Consider the following 21080-nt stretch of genomic DNA (forward strand, 5'->3'; position numbering starts at 1 on the left):
AATGCTCCAGAAATAAAAAGCCCCACAATGTGCGGGGATCTTTAAATATCCACCATTCAATTGCAATTGAATGAATGGTAGCGACGAGAGTGCAATTATTGCAGACTACTACAGCTCATGCCATTGCTAGTCACACTAAAGTTTTCTGAGTTCTCCAAGCGCTCATCATTGCCCGGATGGGTTGAGAGAAAAGTGAGGGCCGGACCTTGCCCCAACTCTTTCATCTTCGCGGCAAAGCGATAGCTTCCACAAGGGGAATATCCAGCTGCCAAGGCCAACTTCATTCCAAAGGTATCCGCATCTCGTTCATCATCGCGGTTATATGTCAGGCCCGCCGTTTTTACTGCATTACCAACGAGCAATCCACTAAACGGGATGAAATAACTAGAAAGCATACCCAGAGCTTGGCTTGCAGCCGTAATACCAATGTCGCGATTCTTGCCATAATCGGGCTGGGTGTGTCCTAATTGGTGGTGCCCCAATTCATGCCCCAACACAGTAGCTAGAACATCTGGATCATTACCGAATTGCAAAATAAATCCATTGGTCAAAACAATCAAATTTTGACCGTTCTGCAAGCTTGCAAATGCATTGATTTCCTTACTCTCTGAGAAAGCAATGCTAAATGGAATGGGGCTGACTGCTGCTAACTTCTTGCGTACAGTTGCTACATTTTTTTGGGGATCACTTCCAGTTTTTGTATTCGCAAGCTGATTCCACCAAGCATCATTAGGAACATGTACAGCGGTCGATGGATCTGATTTTTTCGTCGAGCATGCCACTAAAAAAATGCTGGCCATCAATAACATTAGGGCACGAAGAACTCTTATTGGCATGAGGTCTTGGTGAATCTGAGTAGTTTATTTAATTGACGCACTTGAGTTTGCCTTAAGCCATCGTGTGCTATCCACAATAACTAAGCTATCTAGGATTACTCCTATTGATCATTGGCGGAGAGGGAGTCCAGTTTTTGCCCCTCCTGTGCAGTCTACCATTCTCCATAGAACCCTTGCAATATATAGGCTCTATCGGTAACCCTACTCCAATCGCACCCATTCAAGTTCACTAAAATCTTGGTTTAAACGGTGGGTATGAAGGAGGGAATTTTGAGTGCTTTAGAAAAAAGCAAGATTGGCGGAGGCACTCAAAAATCAAGGTTAACTGCACGCGGTATAACTTCACTTACTACTCCAGGATATTACTCTGACCCTGATAACAAATGCCTCTATTTACAGGTATCACCAACCTCTAAAGGAATTAGTAGAAGCTGGATATTTCGATACACCAGCCCAGTCACTCTCAAGCGCAGGGAGATGGGGCTTGGATCCACGGATATCTGCTCTCTTGCAAATGCGAGGCTTAAGGTCTTAGATCTTCGTAAAGCAATCTATGAAGGAATTGATCCCATAGAGGAGCGGCAGGCCAAGAAAACTAGTATTCGAGAATCTCATCAACACTCCATTACCTTTGCAGCTGCAGCCGAAAGGTGTATTCAGACCAAAAAAGCAGAATGGTCAAATACCAAGCATCAGGACCAGTGGACTAGTACTATGGCGAAGTTTGTTTCACCGTTGATCGGAAAACTGCGAGTTGACCAAATTAATACCAGTCACATTGTGAAGGTTCTTGAGCAGACTATTAAGAATAAAAAGGGTGAGATTGAGGGATCATTCTGGAATGTTAGGACAGAAACTGCGACTAGAGTTCGTCAGCGGATAGAGGTAATACTAGATTGGTGTAGAGCTCACGAATATACGCAAGGAGAAAATCCAGCTCGCTATCAAGGCGCACTAAGTCACTTATTGCCAAAGGCAAGCAAGATCAAAAAGAGTGTTCACCACCCCGCTCTACCATTTCAGAAAATTGGGGAATTTATGTCTGAATTGCGAAGTCATAGTGGCTACTCAGCACTTGCATTGGAGCTCTTAATTCTCACCGCAACAAGAACAAGTGAAATCATCGAGGCGAAATGGGATGAATTTAATTTGGATAGTAAAGTTTGGACAATTCCTGCCGAACGCATGAAAGCCGGAAAAGAACATCGTATTCCACTAAATACTCGTGCAATGGAAATTCTTGAACATCTCAAAACAATCCGAGTGAACTCCTATTTATTTCCTAGCACCCTGCATAAGGAGGGCTGCCTATCAAACATGGCTTTGCTTTCTATGATGAGGAAAATGGGTAAGTATTCCGACTATGTGCCTCATGGCTTTAGATCTACTTTCAGGGATTGGGCTGCAGAGACCACGGATTACTCAAATGAGACTGTTGAGCTAGCTTTAGCGCACACTATTAAGAATAAAGCTGAGGCAGCCTATAGGAGGCAGGATCAATTGGAGAAGCGTAAGAAACTGATGGAAGACTGGGGAAATTACTTGAAATAGCTCATAATTAATTGAATTATGAGCCAGGAGGTTTTATGTCGTTTGATGATACTGCCGAAAAAGTAAGGCGAAATGTAGTCATCTTGAGTTCAGCAATAATAATTGCATGGTTTCTCAATCTTCATGTAGACCAGGCAAGTAAATTATTTGGAGTTATCGAGTTCGAGTCCACTCCACCAATTAAGTTTTGGGGGTTAGCGATAGTTATCATGATTTATGTTTTTTTAAGATATTGGTTTGATGAAAAAACAAGATCTCAAAAAAACCACTTACATTCAGAACTCTCAATCATTAAACTTAATGTCTTAAGTGCTTACTTGAAATTTGAAATTTCACAATCATTCAAAAAAAATAAGGCACCTCCTTCAATACATAACTTTGAAGAACTTAAAAATCCCGATTTATTAATTAGATATGAAAATCAAGAATCCCTTTCAGAAGTTAATATTGATCTATCCATAGAAAGAAATCCTGAGTCTCTCTGGAGTGGGTGGGTTTTACCAGATTACCAATTAGAGTGGGATAAAAAGCACTTCTCCACAAAAACTGGTGGCAATCGATATCAATTTATTCTTTCCAACAATAGAAGAAAATTTTTAGAGCTAGTTAGCTATATGAATTTATTCCTATATTCCAAATCCAGTGTTGACTTTCTTATGCCAATTTTGCTGTGTGCTATTTCAGCGGGAATTTGCATCGGTCAACTTGTAAGCATTTATTTAAAATCATTTAACTAATTGCTCTCTCAAAATGAGGCACATCTACAAAGCCCTTAAAATTCCCTCCCCATCTATTCTTTGGGCCCAGACTTTCCCAGTATTCGCCAACTGTGCGGATGAGCTCTTTATCCCAGACTAGCTTTCCATTCCAGAAGAAGTTCAGATCAATAGCGCAGCGTCTCAAGTGATTGCTATTCATGGTCTTGGATCTACCGCTCTTGTAATAGATCTCTTGCTGTTCTGGAGATCTCCAGAGCTCTCCTCCTGTAATAACCCATCCTTCTGCAGTTGCAAATTGGATAAGGCGACTAACATCAATAAGGAATGCCGCTTGCTCTGCCACTAAACCACTCATACCTGCTCTTCTTTTTTATTTGAGCTATTCATACGCATTTCAAAGATCTTCTCTACTGATCTTCCGCCAAAGTAAGCCAGCATGACTAACTGCCCCCACTCACCTAGGAGCTTTACATAAGCCTCGTTAATGTCGATGCCCATAGCAGATAGCAATGCAAACAGTAGATAAGCTGTCAGTATGTAGACCAACGTTCCCGGTCTGATGTTCTTCGAGAGCTTTGAATCACTACCCATGTCCGATTGCCACCTATGCGTAGCACTCTCTTGAGATGTGCGATGCATCTCTGCTAGAAGTTTAGATTCTTCTATCTCAAGCTCTTTTTGCTTAAGGGTGTATTGCAGTAAGAGCTGCTCTTGCTCAATCTCTAACTGCTTCAGCTTAATGAGATCTTCCTGACTGGGGTTGTCCGGAATGCGCGCACCAATCTTGCTTTCAATAAATTCCTTGCCCTTAGCTTGGACTGCGCCCGCAAGTAAGCCAAGACCATTGACGGCCAAGGTTTGTACTAGAGAGGTAATGATTGGAATCATTCTTGTATCTATTCTTTAAGTCAGCGCCCCATAGCCGCCTGGGATATGTTGGTAGTGGGGCGCAATTAAGCGCACCCACATACCATCGTTACTTCAACACCCACAGCCGCACCCGAACTACTTACCGCTAGTGGTGATCTTCCCTACTACTAGCGTTTCTTAGCTCCTTTGATTTCTTGTGTTGCTTCTGGCTCGAGAGCTTTTTCCAATAGTTGCTCTTGGTTTGGGATCTGACCCTCTGCCATTAGTCCTTCCACTATTTCCATCAATCGATCACCATCATCCTCACCAAAGACTTTGGCCACAACCTCATGGCCATACTTAGCGCATAGGCGGTCGTACTCCTGCTCTGGAGTAATCGTTGTTTTTGAAGGACGCTCGAACACCGTGACGTTTTCGCGCCCAAAGAGATTTCGCAGTATGTTGGTCTCATACGGTGGTACATGTACATGAATGGTAGTGAAAGCATCTCTACGCACTACTGCTTCTACCTCCTTGATTTGGAAGTCACTATGAATAAGTTCTTTGTTGTTCATGCTGTTATTCATTCGTGCCTCCTTATTGAATAGCCAATACCGCATGGGCATTAGCACGTGAGATAGATAAAGCACAGCGTAGGTTCACCATGGCGTACATAGCGAGCGTGTCGTGCGGACGAATTGGGGCCACGATATCTAGATCGTCATCGCGAAGCTTCATAAAGCGCGTATTAAGGAAATAGCAGCGCTTACTCCACTCCACAGTTCTATTAGCCATGGCATCGAGTTCATCAAACTGCGGATCCCAGATGATCTCTACACCTTTGAAGGCTAAGCCTGTGTTGACGCCCGCTCCTACCCCAGCATCGATGTACTTGGTCTCACCAGATCCAGCGATATGGGTCACTGTCACTTGTTTGCGATAGGTATCAATGAACTTGCCACCCGCAATGATGAAATCCGGACTGCCGCCATGCTTAATACACTGGCGCCATGCGGTCTCCATCTCACCCACTAAGTTTCCTGGCGCTGTTGAAGTGATGTCCTTGACCGCGTAGTTGCGCCAGTAACTTGCCTTGGCTCGATCGATACCACCTACCGTGCCAGCATCCGGGGCCAGGCTTACCAAACTATCAAGCCCTACCAAGGCATCTGCGCCATGTGAGCCGTCCCGGTGCAACTCTAGATCTAACTTATTGAGAAAGCCTTCTCTAAGGACTTCTAGCTGCTCATCCAAGAGATTAATCAGTTGTACGCGCTCGTTATATTCCAATTGGAAACCTCTCGCCCCACCCTCACGCACCTTAATGCCATTGCTAAAGAGGCGGTCATAGTCGATATACAAACCATCGACTGCTCTACGCCATGGGAATGAGGCTTGCTCAGTGGTATTACGCTTATTGAACTTGACCGTCTCCTCACCAAAGGCCCAGCTAAAGTTACTGCCGTGTTCTTTGCGGATGTTTTCGACTACGTTTTGCTTTGCGCCTAATAAGCTCTTACGCCCTTCCATGAGTTTTTTAAGGAAAGGTCTCTCTACGGCGATTTGATCGACCGGTAGATTACGCAAGTACTCATCTAAGGAAACCTTAGCTAACTCTTGCAAGTCTGTATTTGAAATTGGCATATGCCACCCCTATCAATATGTTTATCTATTCGTGAATTAATTGGCTTCACTCCAATTGATAGAGCGTGAACCTACCCATTGCTACGCTGCTAGTCGCGACTCTAGCTTTAACGCGATGGCTTGAAGCAGCAGCTTGAGTGATTGGCTCTCACTACATGAATTGATTATTGGCGCGTTTAGTACGGGGCTTGGATATTTCTGGGGTTTTTGTTGAGTTGCTTTATTAGCTCGCAATAGGTCTTTATGCCCAATGTGTCATTACGCCACCTTGGGCATAAAAGAGCGTTTCTTTGGTCGTGGCCGTCAAGGGTGCGCAAGCCACCCCTTTGGGGTGCCCTTGACGGAATTACTCTCTTGTAAATTCATTAATAGGAATGTGGTGATTTATTTTGTTTGACTCTTTGCGGCTTGACCTCTACATTGCTCATTCATCTAAAAGAATAGCGAAGGAGTTCCATGGACAAAGAGCAGTGTTATTTCTCGCTTGATTTAGAACTCAATAATGCCCAAGATAATTCCACAGTAAATCCAAAGATCATTCAAATAGGGTTAGCGGTAGGAAGCTATCATGACTATGTCAATCAATCCCTATCTACGTATAAATGGTTCTTAGATCCTAAAGAGCCTATTTTTGAGTTCATTACCCAATTAACGGGCATTTGTAATCAGGATATTTCTGACTATGCAGTTCCACATGAACAAGTAGCTAAAGAAATTGGTGAAATTATTACTAAGCGCAATTGCTTTGTTAATCCCATTACCTGGGGCGGTGGCGATTCACTTGAACTGAAATCTGAATTTAAAGATCGAGGTATCAGCTTTCCCCATTTTGGTCGTCGCTGGATCGATGTCAAAACTTGGTATAGCCTGCACATGCTTGCTATGGGCAAAAAACCCAGTGGCGGCCTATCCTCAGGCCTTGGTTCTTTTAAGCTTCAATTTGAAGGCAGCCCACATAGAGCGGATGTTGATGCTCTTAATACCTTGAGGCTTTTCTTTGAAATCCTTCACAGGCACAATCAGATTTATCAACTGGTAACCGATGCAAAGGCTGTGAAATAGCCTTATCAAAAGAGCCCAAATTAGGGTTATTTTGATTCTATAAGCACTTTTGTTGACATTAAACTATAATATATGCATAGTTGTTGACAATAATGGATAAATTGAGGCCCTATGAGCACTTCTGTTGACCAGCTACCCCTCTTGCTTTTTAGTTCAAGAGAAGACAAAACCAACGCCCAGAGAATTTCCCGCTTGGCTAGGTCTGGGCGTTTGCGTCAAATTTATCGCGGCATTTACACCAGCGATCTCACCAGCCCGCTGGAACAAATCATTCGGCCCAATTGGCGGCAAATTACTGAATATCTTTATCCAGGCTCCGTAGTAGCTTACCGCTCTGCTCATCTTTGCAAACCAGATGATAGCGGCAATGTATTTTTAGTATCTGGCAATAGAGCACGTCAAATAGAATTTCCGGGGCTGACTCTAAATATCTTGCCAGGTCCTCCTGCAGTTCAATCGCGCAAGGATTCGCTTAACGATACCCCTTATGGAAAACTCTTTATATCCTCGGAGGCTAGGCGGCTGTTAGAGAATCTCTATAGCCGCAAAGGCTCAGATCTTCGCACTATGGGTCGCCCTTGGGTTGAGTCTTATTTAAGTAAGCTATGCACTATTCGTGGTGAACATAAGCTCAATGCACTACGTGATGATGCTAAAGCTATTGCCCCTGAATTAGGTCTAGAGGTTCAATTTAAAACACTGAACACGATTGTTTCCGCCTTAATGCAAACTGGTAAGGCTCGCTCTTTAAGAGCAGCTGATGCATTAGCGCGCGCAGCTGGTAAGCCTTATGATCCTGATCGCATTGAGATCTTCGAAACTTTGTTTTCTGCTTTAAGAAAGCCTTTTTCAATCATTCAAGATCCGGCGAAGACTGGCAAAAGTGCATTTAATTTTGCATTTTTTGAATCGTACTTTTCGAACTACATTGAAGGCACTACATTCACCGTCGAAGAGGCCTCCGAGATTATTTTCGATGGGAAAATCATTCCAAAGCGAAATGAAGATTCACATGATGTACTTGGTACCTTTAAAGCAATCATGGAGCAACCCTTTCGCTCTAAGCCTCCAAAAGATGAAGATGATTTCTTAGCGTGGCTTTTGCAATGTAATCTCCAAATACTCTCTAGTCGTCCAGATAAAAATCCAGGCGAATGGAAAGAGCAAACTAACCAAGCGGGCAATACCATTTTTGTTCACCCCGAGCTTGTTAAAGGCACTTTGCGGGAAGGATTCAAGCGCGTCGCTTTACTAGAAGACCCTTTTGCGCGCGCATTGATGGCGATGTTTGTTATTACTGAAGTACACCCATTTATGGATGGTAACGGCCGAACGGCGCGCCTAACGATGAATGCCTACCTAACTCAACATTCCGCCTCTCGCATCATTATTCCCACAGCTTATCGTGAGGAATATTTACTGCCATTAAAAGCGCTATCTCAAAATAATGATCCTGATCCTTTCATTCGATCCATGACTCGTGCATGGCGTTGGACTGCTGGATTTGATTATTCGAACTTCCCGAATCTTTGGGAAAAAATGAAGGTTTGCAACGCATTTACAGACAATCCTTCGCAGTATCAATTGCTTGATCCTCACGATATAAGCTAAGTTGTAGACGAAAAAGGGCTATATCTGCTGTTTTGTAGACAAAATGAGGTGCTTATGGTGCCTAAAAACATTTCTGTCTACATGCCACTGATTTTGAGTGGCATGTAATTCACGGCTATCTATATCCCCATATTGCCTAGATGCTGGGCAATTCGATCCATGGGATTGCCTGCACTAGCTAACGGCGCTCCTAATGCTGAAGTTCGCGCCCGAATCGGTTGAGGGCTATGGATTGCAATAGGTTTGACCCTCGCAAAACTAGTTTCGGGCCTTCCAATCGCCTCATAGATAGACTCAATCATGGTCTGCCACTGCTCTGGCTGATTGCTCTGCACAAAGACTTGCATGTAGAACGGGTCTGACATGTATTTGTTAAAGCAGATCGCCTTATCGGTGTGATCAATTTCATCTGAACGGGTATTTAAGAACTTGAGCATTTGCAGCTTTGCTTCTGTGACCAATTCGGAAGGCTTTTTCTGGCTATTGGCGAGAGTCATCACATTGCCTACAAGTTTGCCTTCTATTTCATATTTACGAACTGCATCTTGAAGTGTGGCCACCATAGATTGCAAATCAACAACCTGCTTTTCTAGGTCGCGTTTTTCGTTAATCACTTTCTGAATACGTTCACACCCTCGCTTTGATTTGATGCCACTAGAGGATTCTGTATTAACACTAGGGTCGCCATCAGGATTCGAACCCGTAGGCCCAGGGTTCAAAGCCCGGTTAATTAGATCTTCAACTGTCTCAGCTTGAATCTCAGTCTTTGGAAGTGCATCAACGGTAATAGCGACTGGTGTGGGCAATATTTCACCTAGGTCATGGGCTTGTGGTGGCGCCTTATCTGCTGAAGCAGGCATAAAGGATGGCACATGCACCTCGCCCTTTACAGGTGTAAATATAGACTCGGGCTCCAGAGCTTCAGACTCCTCTTCCAATGCTTCGCCCTCATCAAGATCCTCAGATAACTTGGCAAGAGATACATTAGGGGTCCTACTTAAATCATCTAGTAAGTTGGATGCTTGACTCCGACTCTGGCTCTTACGCTCGGCCTTTTGTGTTTGTTGTATTTGAGCGCTAATCTGAGCGCTACGCTCCTTATCCAATTGAGCTTCTGCCTCCCTAGCCTTTGCTTGCGCTATCAATTCAAGCGCGCGCTCTTCTCTTGCCTTATTACGCCTTGCGGCGCTCTCGGCAGCGTGCTTCTCATAGGCTTCTTTTTCAAGTCGCTCACGCTCTTTCTTAGCCTCTCTATCCTGCACTCTTTGAATTGATCCACCCTTGCTTAGTACCTCCGACTTAAAGCCCTCCACTTCATTTGCTACTTGCGTCATTGCCTGTCTCCTCTTTTAATAAGTTGCTGTCGTAATGCATTACAGCGTTTGTCTTTTTCCTAGGTTCAGATAACCAATTCATTCCCAAATTTGGGTCGTCATCGCGTGACCATCCCTCCGCTTGCTTTTCTACATTCGGCATAAATAGATTTGAATCGATACGATCGTCATATCGAAAGAGGGTCTCGTGTAGGAGATTACGGATATGCTCGTAATCCATTCCTCTGGCTTGTAGGTTTTGCATCTGAATTGATAGATTCGTAATCATGGGTAGAACCTTGAGCCAGCTTTCTTTGTCTTCTATACCGTCTGGCGCCCCAGTAGTACCTGCACGAATGCGCAAGTCCACCATGTCAAAGATTCGGTCTTTGGTGAGTTCTGGCCAGTCGTAGGTTTTCTCCATAGTCATGACTAGTTCACCGTTGACCATAGTGGTCTTGGTACTTGGTGGCCCCATGTAGCGCTCTACTTGTTCTTTAGTGAGTTCTTGCAAAAGTACCTGGGCGCTGTATTGCGCTATCTCTTGCAGCCAATCCTCTATCTGGTCTTTGAATTCAAATACGCGCCCTGATAAGGCTCTTTGTAAGATGTTGGCTTCGGTGGCTGTCTTAGGCCTCACTACCGTAGAGCGCGCAGCATCTTGAAGGCCTGTGACTTGCTCCCAGTCATAACGCACTGCACTGGTGTCATAGACGATGGGGTCTATCTTGGGGTGACCCCTAGGAATGATTACTTGATTTAGGGGCTTGCCTTCAGTATCGACAATCGTGATCTCGCCGAATCTTGAATCTGAGTGTTTCTTAATGGTCTTTTCATTGATATCCGCTGATGCGACCCACCCAGGGATACATAGATCTCGATGTTGATTAAAGCGATCTCTTGCTTCGTTGTGTTCGTCCTGAAGACGTTCTGTTAGATCCACAAGGCTTGGGCCAATGAATTGGCCATCGACAACTTGGTAAGGCAATAGAAAGAATGGGTACCAGCGCTCTCCCGCCCTTGGTGGTGAATAAGGTTCACGTAGCCATTCTGTCGCGCCCTCCACCATGGTGTAAACACGCTGGGTCGCTCTATCCCAGATCTCTAGGACTGCAATTTGCTGATCATCAGTCACTAGACCCGAACCAGCGTTCATCTGCATTGAGGCTAGGCGCCTGGCTTTCCTATGCGAGAGTTCGCCTTGGCCTGGCTGGTAGATCTTTGCATGGTCTAAGTTCTTTTTGTAGAGCGCTTCTGCTTGGCCGCGTTTCATGGGGATGATTTGGCAGATCCAGTCGGCATCGGTGTAGTCCCAGAACTCACAGATTGAGGGGTCGATGAGAAGGTTTTCTGTAAGGACTCTATCGATGACTAGGCCTTCAGCAGATTGGACCTCTGGTTGTTCTTGAAGTGACTTGATGAGCTCTTCTAATTCCGCCCTCTTGACATCATGATGATGTTGATCATCGTCTTGAAGATCTCGAGCTAAGTCTTCTATGGCAAGAAGGTTTTCTTGTGCATCGTTGATGCGTCCTTGGATATATGCATCCTTGCTGGGGTCTCGCTGATACATCACTTTCAGAGTGCCGAAGCTACAGGTCAGCGCTGCTCTTACAGTGGACTTTGCTCGATTCTTGAGTTGGGCATGCTCCAGCGCTCTGTTGGTGACTTTCTCTAGCGTTTTGCAGAAGAGCTTAATGTCCGCGCCCGAGTGGGTGGGTGTTGTTGAAATTTCTGGGTTGCGTGCATACACGTTGGGCAGGACTGCTGAGATAGTGCCGTGTATGAGGTTGGCTCTCAAGCTATAGAAGTCTTTACCAGTGGGGTCGGCATTCCAATTAAAGCCGGCTACTGTGCTGCGGTTATGTCTTACGCGTTTATGGAAGGTTGCCCAGTGAGCGCGCGCATGAGTGATGCGGGCGGTCCATTTTTGTTGAAGGGCTTTTGAGTCTTGAGGCACATCCTATTTATAGATTGCGAATCTCGCATCGATGCACTTATCTTGGATTTATCATGGCGGGGTTTCGCACTCACTCACTACAAAATATTTCCATAAAGTGGTAGAAATTTTATAAGTCACAAATATATTTTCAGTTATCAATGCCATCTTTATTAAGAGGTCAATATTACTGATTGAGTTGCGATCTTAGAGAAGATAGACTTAGATGGACAAGCATATTGGATGTTTGTTTAATTTTCCAAGGAGAAGTCTTTTCTCCTGTAATTCATGAGATATGTGCTTCCTATGACTAGTGCATTCGCGAATAACTCATCTCAAAGATATTTCTCTTTGCTATGTTTGGTAACATTCCTTGGGTCACTATCTCTATCTACGTTGATATTTTTATCGGCACTCTTAAATGAGGAAGGCTACTCTCAACAGGCTATTGGCTCAGTCTTATCTGCGCCACTCATTCCAACCTTGATTGCATTGTTTAGCGCGGGTGCTATCTTGCAAAGAATTAGCTGCATTCGACTCATGATCATTAGTCAGGCATTGATGATATTGGGCTTTATAGGCCTTGAGTATGCCCTTAGCTCGATCCCTCTTTCGACAATTTTTCGTGGGCTAATTGTTTTTGGGTCTGGCTTTTACTTTTCTGCCTCCATGATCTATATAAGGAGCTTATTGAGTGGTCCAAGAATAATCTATTTCTTTGGGATCTATGCATCAATGTTCCCGCTGCCTAATGCATTTGGTCCTATAGTAGCCCAGTGGTATTTTAAGAATCATGGATCTGATGGATTCTTTTTGTATATGGCATTACCGGGACTACTAGCATTACTGACACTCATCGCCCTATCCATAATCTTTAAAGGATTTGACCGCTCCAGTAAAACACCTGCAATTAGTTTGCACTCTTATTATCAAATTCTGTGCGCAAAGAGATTTCATGCCTTAGGTTTGGGCATTTTTTCTATTGGGGTATTGTGGGGTTTTGTTACTGGGTATATGGCTTTATACCTAAGCCAACACAATTTCTCGGTAGGCTTATTTTTCTTACCAATGAGCCTCGCCCTTTTTGGCTCACGTTTTGGTCTACTGGGCATATTAGGCGGATTCTCGCGCCCTATCTTGGTAGCTTGCTCGTTTGGCTTGATGGCGTGTGCATTTGCTTTGGTATTTAGTCTACATAGCCCTTTACCGATTATTATCTCCGGCATCTGCTTTGGGGTTGGCTACAGCCTTAGTTTCCCTATTCTCAGTGTTTGGGTTTCCGATTCATTTGATATCGATCGGCGCCCAATTGCGCTTTCAGCGTTTAATGCGAGTTTTTATTGTGGGATTTTCGGGGTTCCTAGTCTTATAGGCTATTTAGCCCTTCCACCGAACTCTTCTTACCCACTCTTTTTGCTCATGGCTCTGGCAATTGGCATGGGAGTATTTTTTTTGACAGCTTTCAAGAATCAAGTGCAGCAGAGGCAAGCATAAATTGAATGGCTTATGGGCTGCAATTTACATTGATAGATGCCAGCTCTAGCTTGACTTTGATTTACTTAAAAATGGATAATCTTATTTAATGACGAAGCGGTATAAGTAATCAAACCCCCAAGTAGCTTGCGACAAATTTCGTCACCATCGTAAGCGCGTTTTGAACGCGTCAAGTTTGGGTACCGCACCTCTTCCAAAAGTCCTTAATTGAGGGCTTTTTCTTTTTAGGCCCATGATAATTATTTAGAAGTCTTTGCTGGTAGGGTTGGAATTACATTCATGCCTTGCGCGTTTATGAAAGGTTGCCCAGTGAGCGCGCGTATGAGTGCTGCGAGCAGTCCATTTTTTAAAATGGCTTTTAGTTTTTGGCTGGGCATATCTTGTGTACAAATTCAGACTCACATCCAAAGGACTAATTTTGGATTTATGTTTCAGAAGACCTAAAATACAAGCTTCTATTAGAGGGTTTTTATCTGCGGTAATTAAATGTATAATTAATCCAACATACCCGCCATGCCTCTCCTGGAAGCACACTTTGGCGGGTTTTTTATTGGGGGATTCTATTGACTACATTCGATAAGCCAGCACTCACACATTTAGAACATATTGAGCGTCTTCGAAATCGAAACCTTCTAATAAATGATGATGATGAAGCAATAGATTATCTAAGCAACATTAGCTACTTCAGGCTTTCCGCATACACCCGCCCCTTTTACCTTCCAAATGTCGCCGAGCATACCTTTATGCTTGGAACGGTCTTTTCAGATGTCATCAATCTATATTTATTTGACAAGGAATTACGCCTACTTCTTTTGGATGCAATTGAAAGAATTGAAGTAGCGCTACGCACACAAGTAGCCAATACGCTTGCCAAACATCATGGACCCCATGGTTACCTAGACCAAAGTATTTTTGATAACCGCTATGATCATCCTAAACTATTGGAGCTTATTGCCAGTCAATCTAAAGGTCGTGATTTAGAAACTTTTATTAGCCACTACAAAACAAAATACACAGGAGCGCCAAAGCATCCTCCAATTTGGATGGCTGTTGAGCTACTTACATTTAAAGAGATATCCACTTTATTTAGTAACTTGAAGCTTCCAAGAGATACCCAAGCAATAGAGGCACATTTTGGTTGGAAATTTACCTTACTTAAATCTTGGTTTCGTAGTGTTTCTGATTTGAGGAATTTATGCGCCCATCACTCTAGGGTCTGGAATCGTGAATTTGGAAGCATCCCTGAAGCCCCAAAAAGACCTCCAAAAAAATGGCCAGCCATACCCGCATCCATTTTGGTAAGTTCGAAAAATAGTGTTCAGCAATATTTGAACCCACAACGCAGGCTGTACTTTCAGTTAATTGTGATTCAGTCTTTAATGAATAGAATCTCTCCTTCGAGCAATTGGGCTAAACACTTGCAGGAGTTGCTTGATAAAAATCCTAAGGTCTCACAAGTACACATGGGGTTTCCCAGCAACTGGAGAGAACAGCAATTTTGGCTTAGCTCTATCAGTCAATAAATTAGGCTGATTTAAGCATTCGCTTCTGATGCTCTTCGAGCCCTCATCACCCCATACCTTGTAGCATCCCAGGCGTGGTCTTCTGCATCGGTATCTACATCTTCTGGGTTTAATGAGTCTGGTGGTAGTTGAGGGATGGTTCTTAGCCAGTGTTTACAAGTACTGAATATCTTGAGTCTATCTTCAGCCAGAAGTCGGATGATTTCTTGGGCTCCGTTGACTCTGCTTCTGGGGGCGTTATAGGCCTCAGTCCATTTCACTCCCTTATCCCTGAAGATTTGACCTATTGATCGCTCTGCCCCGATCTTTGAAAAAATAGATGGGTCGGCTAGGTTCATGCGGTATTCATAGCCAAGGCGTTGGTCGTGTATTTCGATCTTTTTGATCTTTTCGGCTACTACTGTTGCATCCTCTCTGGTTCCCGTATTTTCTTTATCGCCATATCCATAGAGTTCTCTCCATAGGTAATAGACTCCATCATTGGATAGAGCAAACCAATAAACGGCATAAGGTCTGGCATAGCCCCAATCCATAGATCGCCATACCTTCCATGTTGGTGGAATAGCAAATGGCTCTACAACGTGTTTAGAAGGCTGCCATACGCCCTCTAAGAAACTTCCCACGTGGATATCCCAATCTCCCTCTAACCAGGCTCTGCGTCTGTTTGGGTCGCTTAGCGACTCTAGGCTCATGAGATAGTTGGGGTCGTTTTTTAGAAGAATGGTGTTCTCATAAATCGTCGAATGAATTCGCACCCTTGGGAGTGCCCCCTCTTGTCGAATAATTTTTCCCGCTGGAATATTTCCAATCTGAAATCGTTCCTTTACTGATGCATGGCCTACTCCAAATGGATTGCAAGTAGCCCTCACCATCCTAGGGATTCCGGGTTGCGAAGATCGACAAGTACTGAGCATCGCCTCGTAAAATGAAAGGTTGCGCCAGTTAGTCAACTCTTCAAATCCCAGCCAGCAATTTTTATTAATTAGGCCAGTTTCTGTAATGTAGTGATTACTTTTTTCAACTGTTATATCCATTGTTAAAGAGGAGCCACATGATTCATACACTACCCAACCATCTTTTAGTCGACGATTCGTTTTTTGAATTTTCCCACTGTAAGGATGAGGGTAAGCCATTACGTCATCACAGCGGCTACCTGTATGAGCGCTGTCCGAAACATCCTCAAGCAGACTTACATGGACGCGTTCTTCAGCACCGCCGTGAAATGGAGCGCCACCTGGGTCGATTTTTAAAAGGTCATGAGGTTGTTCATCACTTAAATGGAAAAAAGGATGACAACCGAATTGAAAATCTTGAGCTGCTTGGATCTTCTCGGGAGCATATGCAAGCACACTCGAAGCGCAGAGATCTAGCCGTGATTGAAAGGGTTCGAAAAGCTGCGCAAAATCCCAAAGCCCCGCTTCATTCGCTTGGCATAAGCCCAGTCCTTGCTCGCGCCATCTGCCGTGATAATGGGATCGAGTGGATTGCGGCGGATGAGACAAGGCTTGATCCAACGAATGTGCAGAAAGCATTAAATGGTCGAAAAACGGCCGACGCTGCGAAAATTCTGGGGGTGTCTGTAGGAACTCTATATCGTAATTTTCCCGACCTTTTAAGCAAGCGTAAACCCCCTGGTTTTTTGGATAGCCATATGGAGGAGATTTGCATCCTTGCCATGACCTTGAGCACCGATCAAATTGCGAAAAACTTCGGGACAACTCGGACGACCATGAATAAGGCTTTTGAACGTTGGTCAATAACTGGTGATCTACCGATTGAACTTGTGAGCCGATTAAACGCTGATGGTCGTCGTAAACGTAAGCTCTGACGCATTCTTTGACCTGCGGCTCAAACGTACGAGTAATGCGCTGCTCTCCATCTAAGGTGATAACCTTATCTCCGACGCGAAGTCTACCTATTTCAACAAATCCATCTGAGGTTAAGACTGGCGTATCAAGTGTGACGCAATACTCATGACCATGGTAATTCCAGTAGTCGTCTTCATTAGCCCCATATCGAAAGTACAGCATCTCTCCAGCGGGCCACTTCCACACGTAGTCGGATTCATTGAACTTGGCGCCCGGGAAGATTTGATAGAACCAGCGCTTGCTTTTGGCCACTACGTCAGCCAATTGAGGATAGGTTAGGCGGAATAAGGCACCTCGCCAATGATCCCCGAAGCCTCTACCTACATGCTGGGCATAGCTCATGAGTAAGGTATCGGTCTTGCCCCCTCCCCTGGTGCCTTCAAGCAATACTTCATACACAGGGCATGTCAGAAACAAAGTCTGACTACCGGGCAATGGCGCCCAGATGGTTTTCATGGGCTAGTGTTTTGCTTGGGCGGCTTGCTCCCACTCATCCATGCTCATGGCGCTTGGCACGACTAGGACTCCACTTTGTAGGGGTGCGCCATCTTTACCGGTATGCTCTATTGCGGATAGACGTGGGTGCACATACGGCGCTGCATGCCTTCCAACAGTGGCAGCCATGTTTAGCAGCTTAATTCGAGCTTCACTTGCTGACTCTTTTTCACCAAGATCCTCTTCGCGAATATTGCTGGCATGCTCATATAGCTGATGCATTACCTTCATCATAACTTCTAACGGAGTAATCCCCTGAGTTGCTACTGCTTCGGCTATCTGACGGGTCCTCTTAGTTAAGCTGCCAGACTTGCGCCCTGCCCCAGGTCTAGCTCCACCTTTTGATTTCTTTTGATTGTTTTCAATCATGGCAGCTTGATCATTGTCAGAAGATGGGGTTGCAAGGCGACTGAATCTCCAATGGGATCTTCAAACTCAATAATGATTCTTTGAAACAGATCAAATCGGCTTTGAGCGCCTCGATGCTTTACAACCGTACCTATGCGTCCACTGGGAGTTTTGACGATAGATCCTATGGGAAAGTCTTCCATATCTGGGCGATCAATGACGCCAACCATAGCTTGGTTTACTTGCTTAGCTTGCACTGGATGCCTCCTGACGCTTGCGTAGTTCTACGAAGATTCTGGTTTTGAAGGCGTCATAGCTTTCCGAACCCTGAGCTCGCATGTCTAACTCCCTACCCTTGGCATCTATCCCCTCGTTACTTTTCCACCAGATATCTTCAACTGGGTTGATGGTTTGACTCTTTCTTCGCATGCCCTTCAGAATGGCCATCACAAATCCCACATTAATCGGTGTTGAGCTTGAGGCGCGCCTCCTGGTATCTTTAGCCTGCAAGATGGCGTCAGCCACTTCCTTTTCAGAAATGTCCCACCTAAGCATCTCGTTGATGCGTTCATCATCAAGGGGGGTATTGATACCCTCCTTTGCAAAAAGTTGAACCATTTGTGCTGGACTTAGATTGCTCGTTCCTTCATTTTTCATTTCCACCCCATTGTTTTGTTTGTCTGGTGTATGGAGATTGGTGTTTGGTGTCTGGTGTATGGTGTTTGGTGAGCATTGCGATGGCAATGCGTTCGCATTGCGATCGCACTGGGAAATGGTCGTACTGTCAGACAGTATTTGGTCTACTGATGATGACTGCCAGCGACCTTCTGCGCTCCGTCTGGCTTTGATTTGGCGATCCTTGAACCTTGCTATTTCATGGTCGCAACGCTCTTGTCTCCAGCCATCATCCGTTAGAGCAAAAAATTCATTGAGGACTGAGATCACTGCATTTTTTTCTTCTTTAGATCTGGCATTGATCAATCTTTGGACAAACTTCACATCCATGGGAAGTGGTTTCTCAGTAGCGTAGTACTTTCTGATCAGGCGACTATAGGTGGCGTCCTCTATAAAGGTGAGATGGGCAGTAGCTTCTGCATAATCTCCAATGTGATGCTCGTAGTAATTCATTTAAAACTGTCTCCGTAGCGTTCTTTTTCTTGCGTAAATTATTTAATGCAAGAGATGAATCTAACAATCGGAAAGCGTATCGTCAAACGTGTTTTTTCTGAATTTATTTTGAATTTATTTATCCACTAAATCGCTGTAATCCTTCTTTAAGAAATTCGAGATGCTTTATTGATTCTTTTGAGGTATTAATTGATCTATGTATGTCCATCAATCTCCTGATGCCATCGGAAATTACTGACAAGGCTGTAGCCCTTTACTGGATTGACTTGTATCACTTATATGAATAAATATTTTTTTGTAGGCCAAAAATAATTTGTGTTCGGAGGATGGGTATTGACTTTTGATTGACCATCAATATTTCATTGACTACATTGCTCTTCAGTAGCACACATATTCATACATAACATGACAAGATGGAGAACAATTTGATGGTAGCAATTCGGCTTTACAGTTTGTACCGTTCTTACGGTTACACGAAGATGAGTTCAGCAAAAATGGCTTTGCAGGTTTATCGAAAAAATATGAAGCGCGTCCGTCAAGGAGGTCGTCATGAGTAATTCAAATTCAGAAGTAACCTTAATGAGAATTCCACAGATTTTGGAAGTCATGCCAGTTTCAAAATCTAAGTTTTGGCTCATGGTTCAAAAAGGCGAATTCCCAAAGCCGATCAAAATTGGGAGATCCTCTTTTTGGACTATTGAGCAGGTTCAGACCTTTATCCGAGAAAAGACAAAGCAATCCACCAATTGAAAAATGGGCATCTCCTAAGGGTAAGCTCATTACATGAGCTACTAATTTCTTATTCTCAATAACTTAGGAGATAACAATGCAAATTGAGACAGCTAAAAAGTATGTAGTAGAGGTTTACAGTGATAAAGGTCCTTTAGAGGCAAGTCCATGGCACCTAATAGGAGAATTTAATAGCGCATCCCAAGCTACAGAGGCCTGCAAGCGAATTGTTGATGACTTCTTGTATAAATCATTCTCCAAGGGGTTGGATGCGAAGGCTCTTGCAAATCAATTCCTTAGTTATAGCGATATTCCCTGCATCAATCGAGGCGACAATCCAAACATATTTGATGTCTACACATTTCTCGATATGAGATGCACTCAATTTAATAGACGAATACTAGGTCTCCTTTAAAATTCTGAGAGTGTGTTAACCTGGCCGAAACAGAAAATATTCAAATGTCCCAATCAATACCCGTCATAGATCTATTCGCAGGACCAGGAGGTCTGGGTGAGGGATTCTCATCCCTTAGGAAACAGGGGAAAAGTGCGTTTCAACTAAAGCTCTCCGTTGAAAAAGAGCAATGGGCACATCAAACATTGATGCTTCGGTCACTATTCAGGTCATTTGGAAACAAAGTTCCTGATTCGTACTATGACTACATAACGGGGAATATAACTAAGCAAGAGTTTCACTCAGATAAGCAAGTTGCAAGCCTTCTAGGTGAGGCGGCTAATGAGGCGAGGAATGAAACTTTAGGGGTCACCTCTACTAAAGATATTGATCAATGGATTAAGGCCGCCATTAAGGGCCACTCAAAGTGGGTCTTAATTGGCGGCCCGCCTTGCCAAGCTTATTCCCTAGCCGGCAGATCAAAGATGATGAACTCTGATCTGGAAAAATATGAATCTGATGCGCGCCATCTTCTCTATAAAGAGTACTTACGCATCATTAAGGAGCACGAACCCCCAGTCTTCATTATGGAGAATGTAAAGGGCATTCTTTCTTCAAAGCTTAATGGCGAACTCATTTTTAAAAAAATTATTAAAGATCTCAGCAATCCAAAAAATGGGCTGAAATATGAAATTAGATCACTTACCCTTGAAACTCCCTCAGAAGAACTTGAGCCCAAAGACTTCATAATTGAGTCTGAGCGCTATGGGATTCCCCAGGCAAGACATAGAGTCATACTATTTGGAGTGAGAAAAGATTTAGCCAAAAAGAAGCACCGCATCCTTCAGGAAGAGCATCAAATGGTGGCCGTTAATGATGTATTGAAATCAATGCCGCATATACGGAGCAAACTCTCTCAAGAAAAAGATTCTTTGAAGGAGTGGTGCAAGACAGTACAAAGAACTAAATCAATGCTTAGCGACTGGAATCCAGAACAGAAGAAAACTCTAATTGCTGAAATGGAGCGAAGTGCTCAGTTAAGTCTTGAAATAATGAGCGCTGGGGCAGCTTACCTTAAAGGTAAACCAAGGTCACTAAAAAACTCTGAACTCAACGACTGGCTAATCGACCCGAGACTTAGCGGTGTGATTCAGCACGAAGCCAGATCGCATATGCGCTCAGATATTCAAAGATATTTCCTTTTATCCAATTACGCCAAAGTCCTTGAAAGATCTCCAAAAATACGGGAGTTGCCCCCAAAATTACTCCCGAACCATCGGAACGCTAGCTCTGTAAATGCGCCATTTCAAGATCGATTTCGCGTACAGCTTGGGGATCAGCCGAGCACAACTATTGTGTCGCATATCTCCAAGGATGGGCACTACTACATTCACCCAGACCCATCTCAAGCCCGAAGCTTAACAGTTAGAGAAGCTGCCAGACTTCAGACATTTCCAGATAATTACTATTTTGAAGGAAATAAAACGTCTCAATATGGGCAGGTTGGAAACGCCGTCCCCCCGCTTCTTGCCAACAAGATTGCAAAAATTATTGCGGAATTTTTGCAATAGCTAAGC

The 21080-nt window shown here is 44.0% G+C and carries 21 protein-coding genes; 10 read left to right on the plus strand and 11 right to left on the minus strand.

All coding sequences use genetic code 11. From position 1 onward, the window contains the following. Positions 1 to 95: 95 nt before the first annotated feature. Entirely contained in the window at positions 96 to 800 is a 705-nt protein-coding gene (locus M2125_RS04680) for a M48 family metallopeptidase (RefSeq protein ID WP_277541578.1), read from the minus strand. Between the two features lie 291 nt (positions 801 to 1091). Here M2125_RS04680 and M2125_RS04685 point away from each other — a divergent pair, with 291 nt between their 5' ends. Both M2125_RS04685 and M2125_RS04690 read left to right on the plus strand, forming a co-directional pair. Continuing rightward, a complete protein-coding gene (locus tag M2125_RS04685; RefSeq protein WP_280742571.1) occupies positions 1092 to 2387 on the plus strand; it encodes a tyrosine-type recombinase/integrase in 1296 nt (431 codons plus the stop codon). Between the two features lie 35 nt (positions 2388 to 2422). Beyond that, positions 2423 to 3124, plus strand: coding sequence for a hypothetical protein (locus tag M2125_RS04690; RefSeq protein WP_215337451.1), 702 nt, complete (start codon positions 2423 to 2425; stop codon positions 3122 to 3124). Here M2125_RS04690 and M2125_RS04695 read toward each other — a convergent pair. The 4 genes from M2125_RS04695 to M2125_RS04710 form a co-directional block, all read right to left on the minus strand. Next, positions 3117 to 3461: a M15 family metallopeptidase gene (locus tag M2125_RS04695; protein ID WP_215386161.1), complete on the minus strand. Its 345-nt coding sequence runs from the start codon at positions 3459 to 3461 to the stop codon at positions 3117 to 3119. The genes M2125_RS04690 and M2125_RS04695 overlap by 8 nt on opposite strands. Then, complete coding sequence (locus M2125_RS04700; protein WP_280742572.1) at positions 3458 to 3994, minus strand: hypothetical protein; 537 nt, start codon at positions 3992 to 3994, stop codon at positions 3458 to 3460. The genes M2125_RS04695 and M2125_RS04700 overlap by 4 nt, the downstream gene beginning before the upstream one ends. A 149-nt stretch (positions 3995 to 4143) precedes the next feature. Beyond that, entirely contained in the window at positions 4144 to 4542 is a 399-nt protein-coding gene (locus M2125_RS04705; protein ID WP_280742573.1) for a hypothetical protein, read from the minus strand. A 10-nt stretch (positions 4543 to 4552) separates the two neighbouring features. Next, complete coding sequence (locus M2125_RS04710; protein WP_215310559.1) at positions 4553 to 5599, minus strand: phage major capsid protein; 1047 nt, start codon at positions 5597 to 5599, stop codon at positions 4553 to 4555. Positions 5600 to 6055: 456 nt separating this feature from the next. Between M2125_RS04710 and M2125_RS04715 the strand changes: the two genes are divergently transcribed. Together M2125_RS04715 and M2125_RS04720 are read left to right on the plus strand one after the other, a co-directional pair. Continuing rightward, entirely contained in the window at positions 6056 to 6661 is a 606-nt protein-coding gene (locus M2125_RS04715) for a 3'-5' exonuclease (protein WP_280742574.1), read from the plus strand. 111 nt (positions 6662 to 6772) lie between these two features. Beyond that, entirely contained in the window at positions 6773 to 8272 is a 1500-nt protein-coding gene (locus M2125_RS04720; protein ID WP_280742575.1) for a Fic family protein, read from the plus strand. 119 nt (positions 8273 to 8391) lie between these two features. Here M2125_RS04720 and M2125_RS04725 read toward each other — a convergent pair whose 3' ends face one another. Then, a complete protein-coding gene (locus M2125_RS04725; RefSeq protein ID WP_280742576.1) occupies positions 8392 to 9606 on the minus strand; it encodes a hypothetical protein in 1215 nt (404 codons plus the stop codon). After that, on the minus strand, positions 9587 to 11545 hold the full coding sequence (locus M2125_RS04730) for a hypothetical protein (RefSeq protein ID WP_280742577.1): 1959 nt from the start codon (positions 11543 to 11545) through the stop codon (positions 9587 to 9589). Before M2125_RS04730 ends, M2125_RS04725 begins: the two co-directional genes overlap by 20 nt. Before the next feature lie 285 nt (positions 11546 to 11830). Between M2125_RS04730 and M2125_RS04735 the strand changes: the two genes are divergently transcribed. Then, positions 11831 to 13018, plus strand: coding sequence for an MFS transporter (locus M2125_RS04735; protein WP_280742578.1), 1188 nt, complete (start codon positions 11831 to 11833; stop codon positions 13016 to 13018). Between the two features lie 563 nt (positions 13019 to 13581). After that, positions 13582 to 14541, plus strand: a complete 960-nt coding sequence (locus tag M2125_RS04740; RefSeq protein WP_280742579.1) for an Abi family protein — start codon at positions 13582 to 13584, stop codon at positions 14539 to 14541. 11 nt (positions 14542 to 14552) lie between these two features. On the opposite strand, the gene M2125_RS10940 is transcribed toward M2125_RS04740, so the two are convergent. Further along, on the minus strand, positions 14553 to 15575 hold the full coding sequence (locus M2125_RS10940; RefSeq protein WP_425334235.1) for a terminase: 1023 nt from the start codon (positions 15573 to 15575) through the stop codon (positions 14553 to 14555). A 188-nt stretch (positions 15576 to 15763) separates the two neighbouring features. Here M2125_RS10940 and M2125_RS10945 point away from each other — a divergent pair, with 188 nt between their 5' ends. Further along, positions 15764 to 16369, plus strand: coding sequence for an HNH endonuclease (locus tag M2125_RS10945; protein WP_425334238.1), 606 nt, complete (start codon positions 15764 to 15766; stop codon positions 16367 to 16369). A 499-nt stretch (positions 16370 to 16868) separates the two neighbouring features. Here M2125_RS10945 and M2125_RS04750 read toward each other — a convergent pair whose 3' ends face one another. The 3 genes from M2125_RS04750 to M2125_RS04760 are packed head-to-tail and all read right to left on the minus strand — an operon-like array spanning position 16869 to position 18380. After that, the gene (locus M2125_RS04750) at positions 16869 to 17273 is read right to left on the minus strand and encodes a hypothetical protein (RefSeq protein ID WP_280742581.1); all 405 of its coding nucleotides are present in this window, start codon (positions 17271 to 17273) and stop codon (positions 16869 to 16871) included. Beyond that, positions 17270 to 17509: a hypothetical protein gene (locus M2125_RS04755; RefSeq protein ID WP_215340695.1), complete on the minus strand. Its 240-nt coding sequence runs from the start codon at positions 17507 to 17509 to the stop codon at positions 17270 to 17272. The genes M2125_RS04750 and M2125_RS04755 overlap by 4 nt, the downstream gene beginning before the upstream one ends. After that, the gene (locus M2125_RS04760; protein WP_280742583.1) at positions 17499 to 18380 is read right to left on the minus strand and encodes a YdaU family protein; all 882 of its coding nucleotides are present in this window, start codon (positions 18378 to 18380) and stop codon (positions 17499 to 17501) included. The genes M2125_RS04755 and M2125_RS04760 overlap by 11 nt, the downstream gene beginning before the upstream one ends. 549 nt (positions 18381 to 18929) lie before the next feature. On the opposite strand from M2125_RS04760, the gene M2125_RS04765 reads away from it, so the two are divergent. The 3 genes from M2125_RS04765 (at position 18930) to M2125_RS04775 (ending at position 21074) form a co-directional block, all read left to right on the plus strand. Beyond that, complete coding sequence (locus M2125_RS04765; protein WP_280742585.1) at positions 18930 to 19130, plus strand: helix-turn-helix transcriptional regulator; 201 nt, start codon at positions 18930 to 18932, stop codon at positions 19128 to 19130. A gap of 76 nt (positions 19131 to 19206) precedes the next feature. Beyond that, positions 19207 to 19524, plus strand: a complete 318-nt coding sequence (locus M2125_RS04770) for a hypothetical protein (protein WP_280742587.1) — start codon at positions 19207 to 19209, stop codon at positions 19522 to 19524. Positions 19525 to 19712: 188 nt separating this feature from the next. Next, a complete protein-coding gene (locus M2125_RS04775) occupies positions 19713 to 21074 on the plus strand; it encodes a DNA cytosine methyltransferase (RefSeq protein ID WP_280742758.1) in 1362 nt (453 codons plus the stop codon). The last annotated feature ends 6 nt before the right edge of the window (positions 21075 to 21080 follow it).

It is taken from the genome of Polynucleobacter sphagniphilus, assembly GCF_029892205.1.
GTDB lineage: Bacteria > Pseudomonadota > Gammaproteobacteria > Burkholderiales > Burkholderiaceae > Polynucleobacter > Polynucleobacter sphagniphilus.

Coding starts and splice junctions, on each gene's coding strand:
- M2125_RS04680 (WP_277541578.1), bottom strand. CDS start 800: ATGGCCAGCATTTTTTTAGTGGCATGCTCGACGAAAAAATCAGATCCA.
- M2125_RS04685 (WP_280742571.1), top strand. CDS start 1,092: ATGAAGGAGGGAATTTTGAGTGCTTTAGAAAAAAGCAAGATTGGCGGA.
- M2125_RS04690 (WP_215337451.1), top strand. CDS start 2,423: ATGTCGTTTGATGATACTGCCGAAAAAGTAAGGCGAAATGTAGTCATC.
- M2125_RS04695 (WP_215386161.1), bottom strand. CDS start 3,461: ATGAGTGGTTTAGTGGCAGAGCAAGCGGCATTCCTTATTGATGTTAGT.
- M2125_RS04700 (WP_280742572.1), bottom strand. CDS start 3,994: ATGATTCCAATCATTACCTCTCTAGTACAAACCTTGGCCGTCAATGGT.
- M2125_RS04705 (WP_280742573.1), bottom strand. CDS start 4,542: ATGAATAACAGCATGAACAACAAAGAACTTATTCATAGTGACTTCCAA.
- M2125_RS04710 (WP_215310559.1), bottom strand. CDS start 5,599: ATGCCAATTTCAAATACAGACTTGCAAGAGTTAGCTAAGGTTTCCTTA.
- M2125_RS04715 (WP_280742574.1), top strand. CDS start 6,056: ATGGACAAAGAGCAGTGTTATTTCTCGCTTGATTTAGAACTCAATAAT.
- M2125_RS04720 (WP_280742575.1), top strand. CDS start 6,773: ATGAGCACTTCTGTTGACCAGCTACCCCTCTTGCTTTTTAGTTCAAGA.
- M2125_RS04725 (WP_280742576.1), bottom strand. CDS start 9,606: ATGACGCAAGTAGCAAATGAAGTGGAGGGCTTTAAGTCGGAGGTACTA.
- M2125_RS04735 (WP_280742578.1), top strand. CDS start 11,831: ATGACTAGTGCATTCGCGAATAACTCATCTCAAAGATATTTCTCTTTG.
- M2125_RS10940 (WP_425334235.1), bottom strand. CDS start 15,575: ATGGATATAACAGTTGAAAAAAGTAATCACTACATTACAGAAACTGGC.
- M2125_RS10945 (WP_425334238.1), top strand. CDS start 15,764: ATGGAGCGCCACCTGGGTCGATTTTTAAAAGGTCATGAGGTTGTTCAT.
- M2125_RS04750 (WP_280742581.1), bottom strand. CDS start 17,273: ATGATTGAAAACAATCAAAAGAAATCAAAAGGTGGAGCTAGACCTGGG.
- M2125_RS04760 (WP_280742583.1), bottom strand. CDS start 18,380: ATGAATTACTACGAGCATCACATTGGAGATTATGCAGAAGCTACTGCC.
- M2125_RS04765 (WP_280742585.1), top strand. CDS start 18,930: ATGAGTAATTCAAATTCAGAAGTAACCTTAATGAGAATTCCACAGATT.
- M2125_RS04770 (WP_280742587.1), top strand. CDS start 19,207: ATGCAAATTGAGACAGCTAAAAAGTATGTAGTAGAGGTTTACAGTGAT.
- M2125_RS04775 (WP_280742758.1), top strand. CDS start 19,713: ATGCTTCGGTCACTATTCAGGTCATTTGGAAACAAAGTTCCTGATTCG.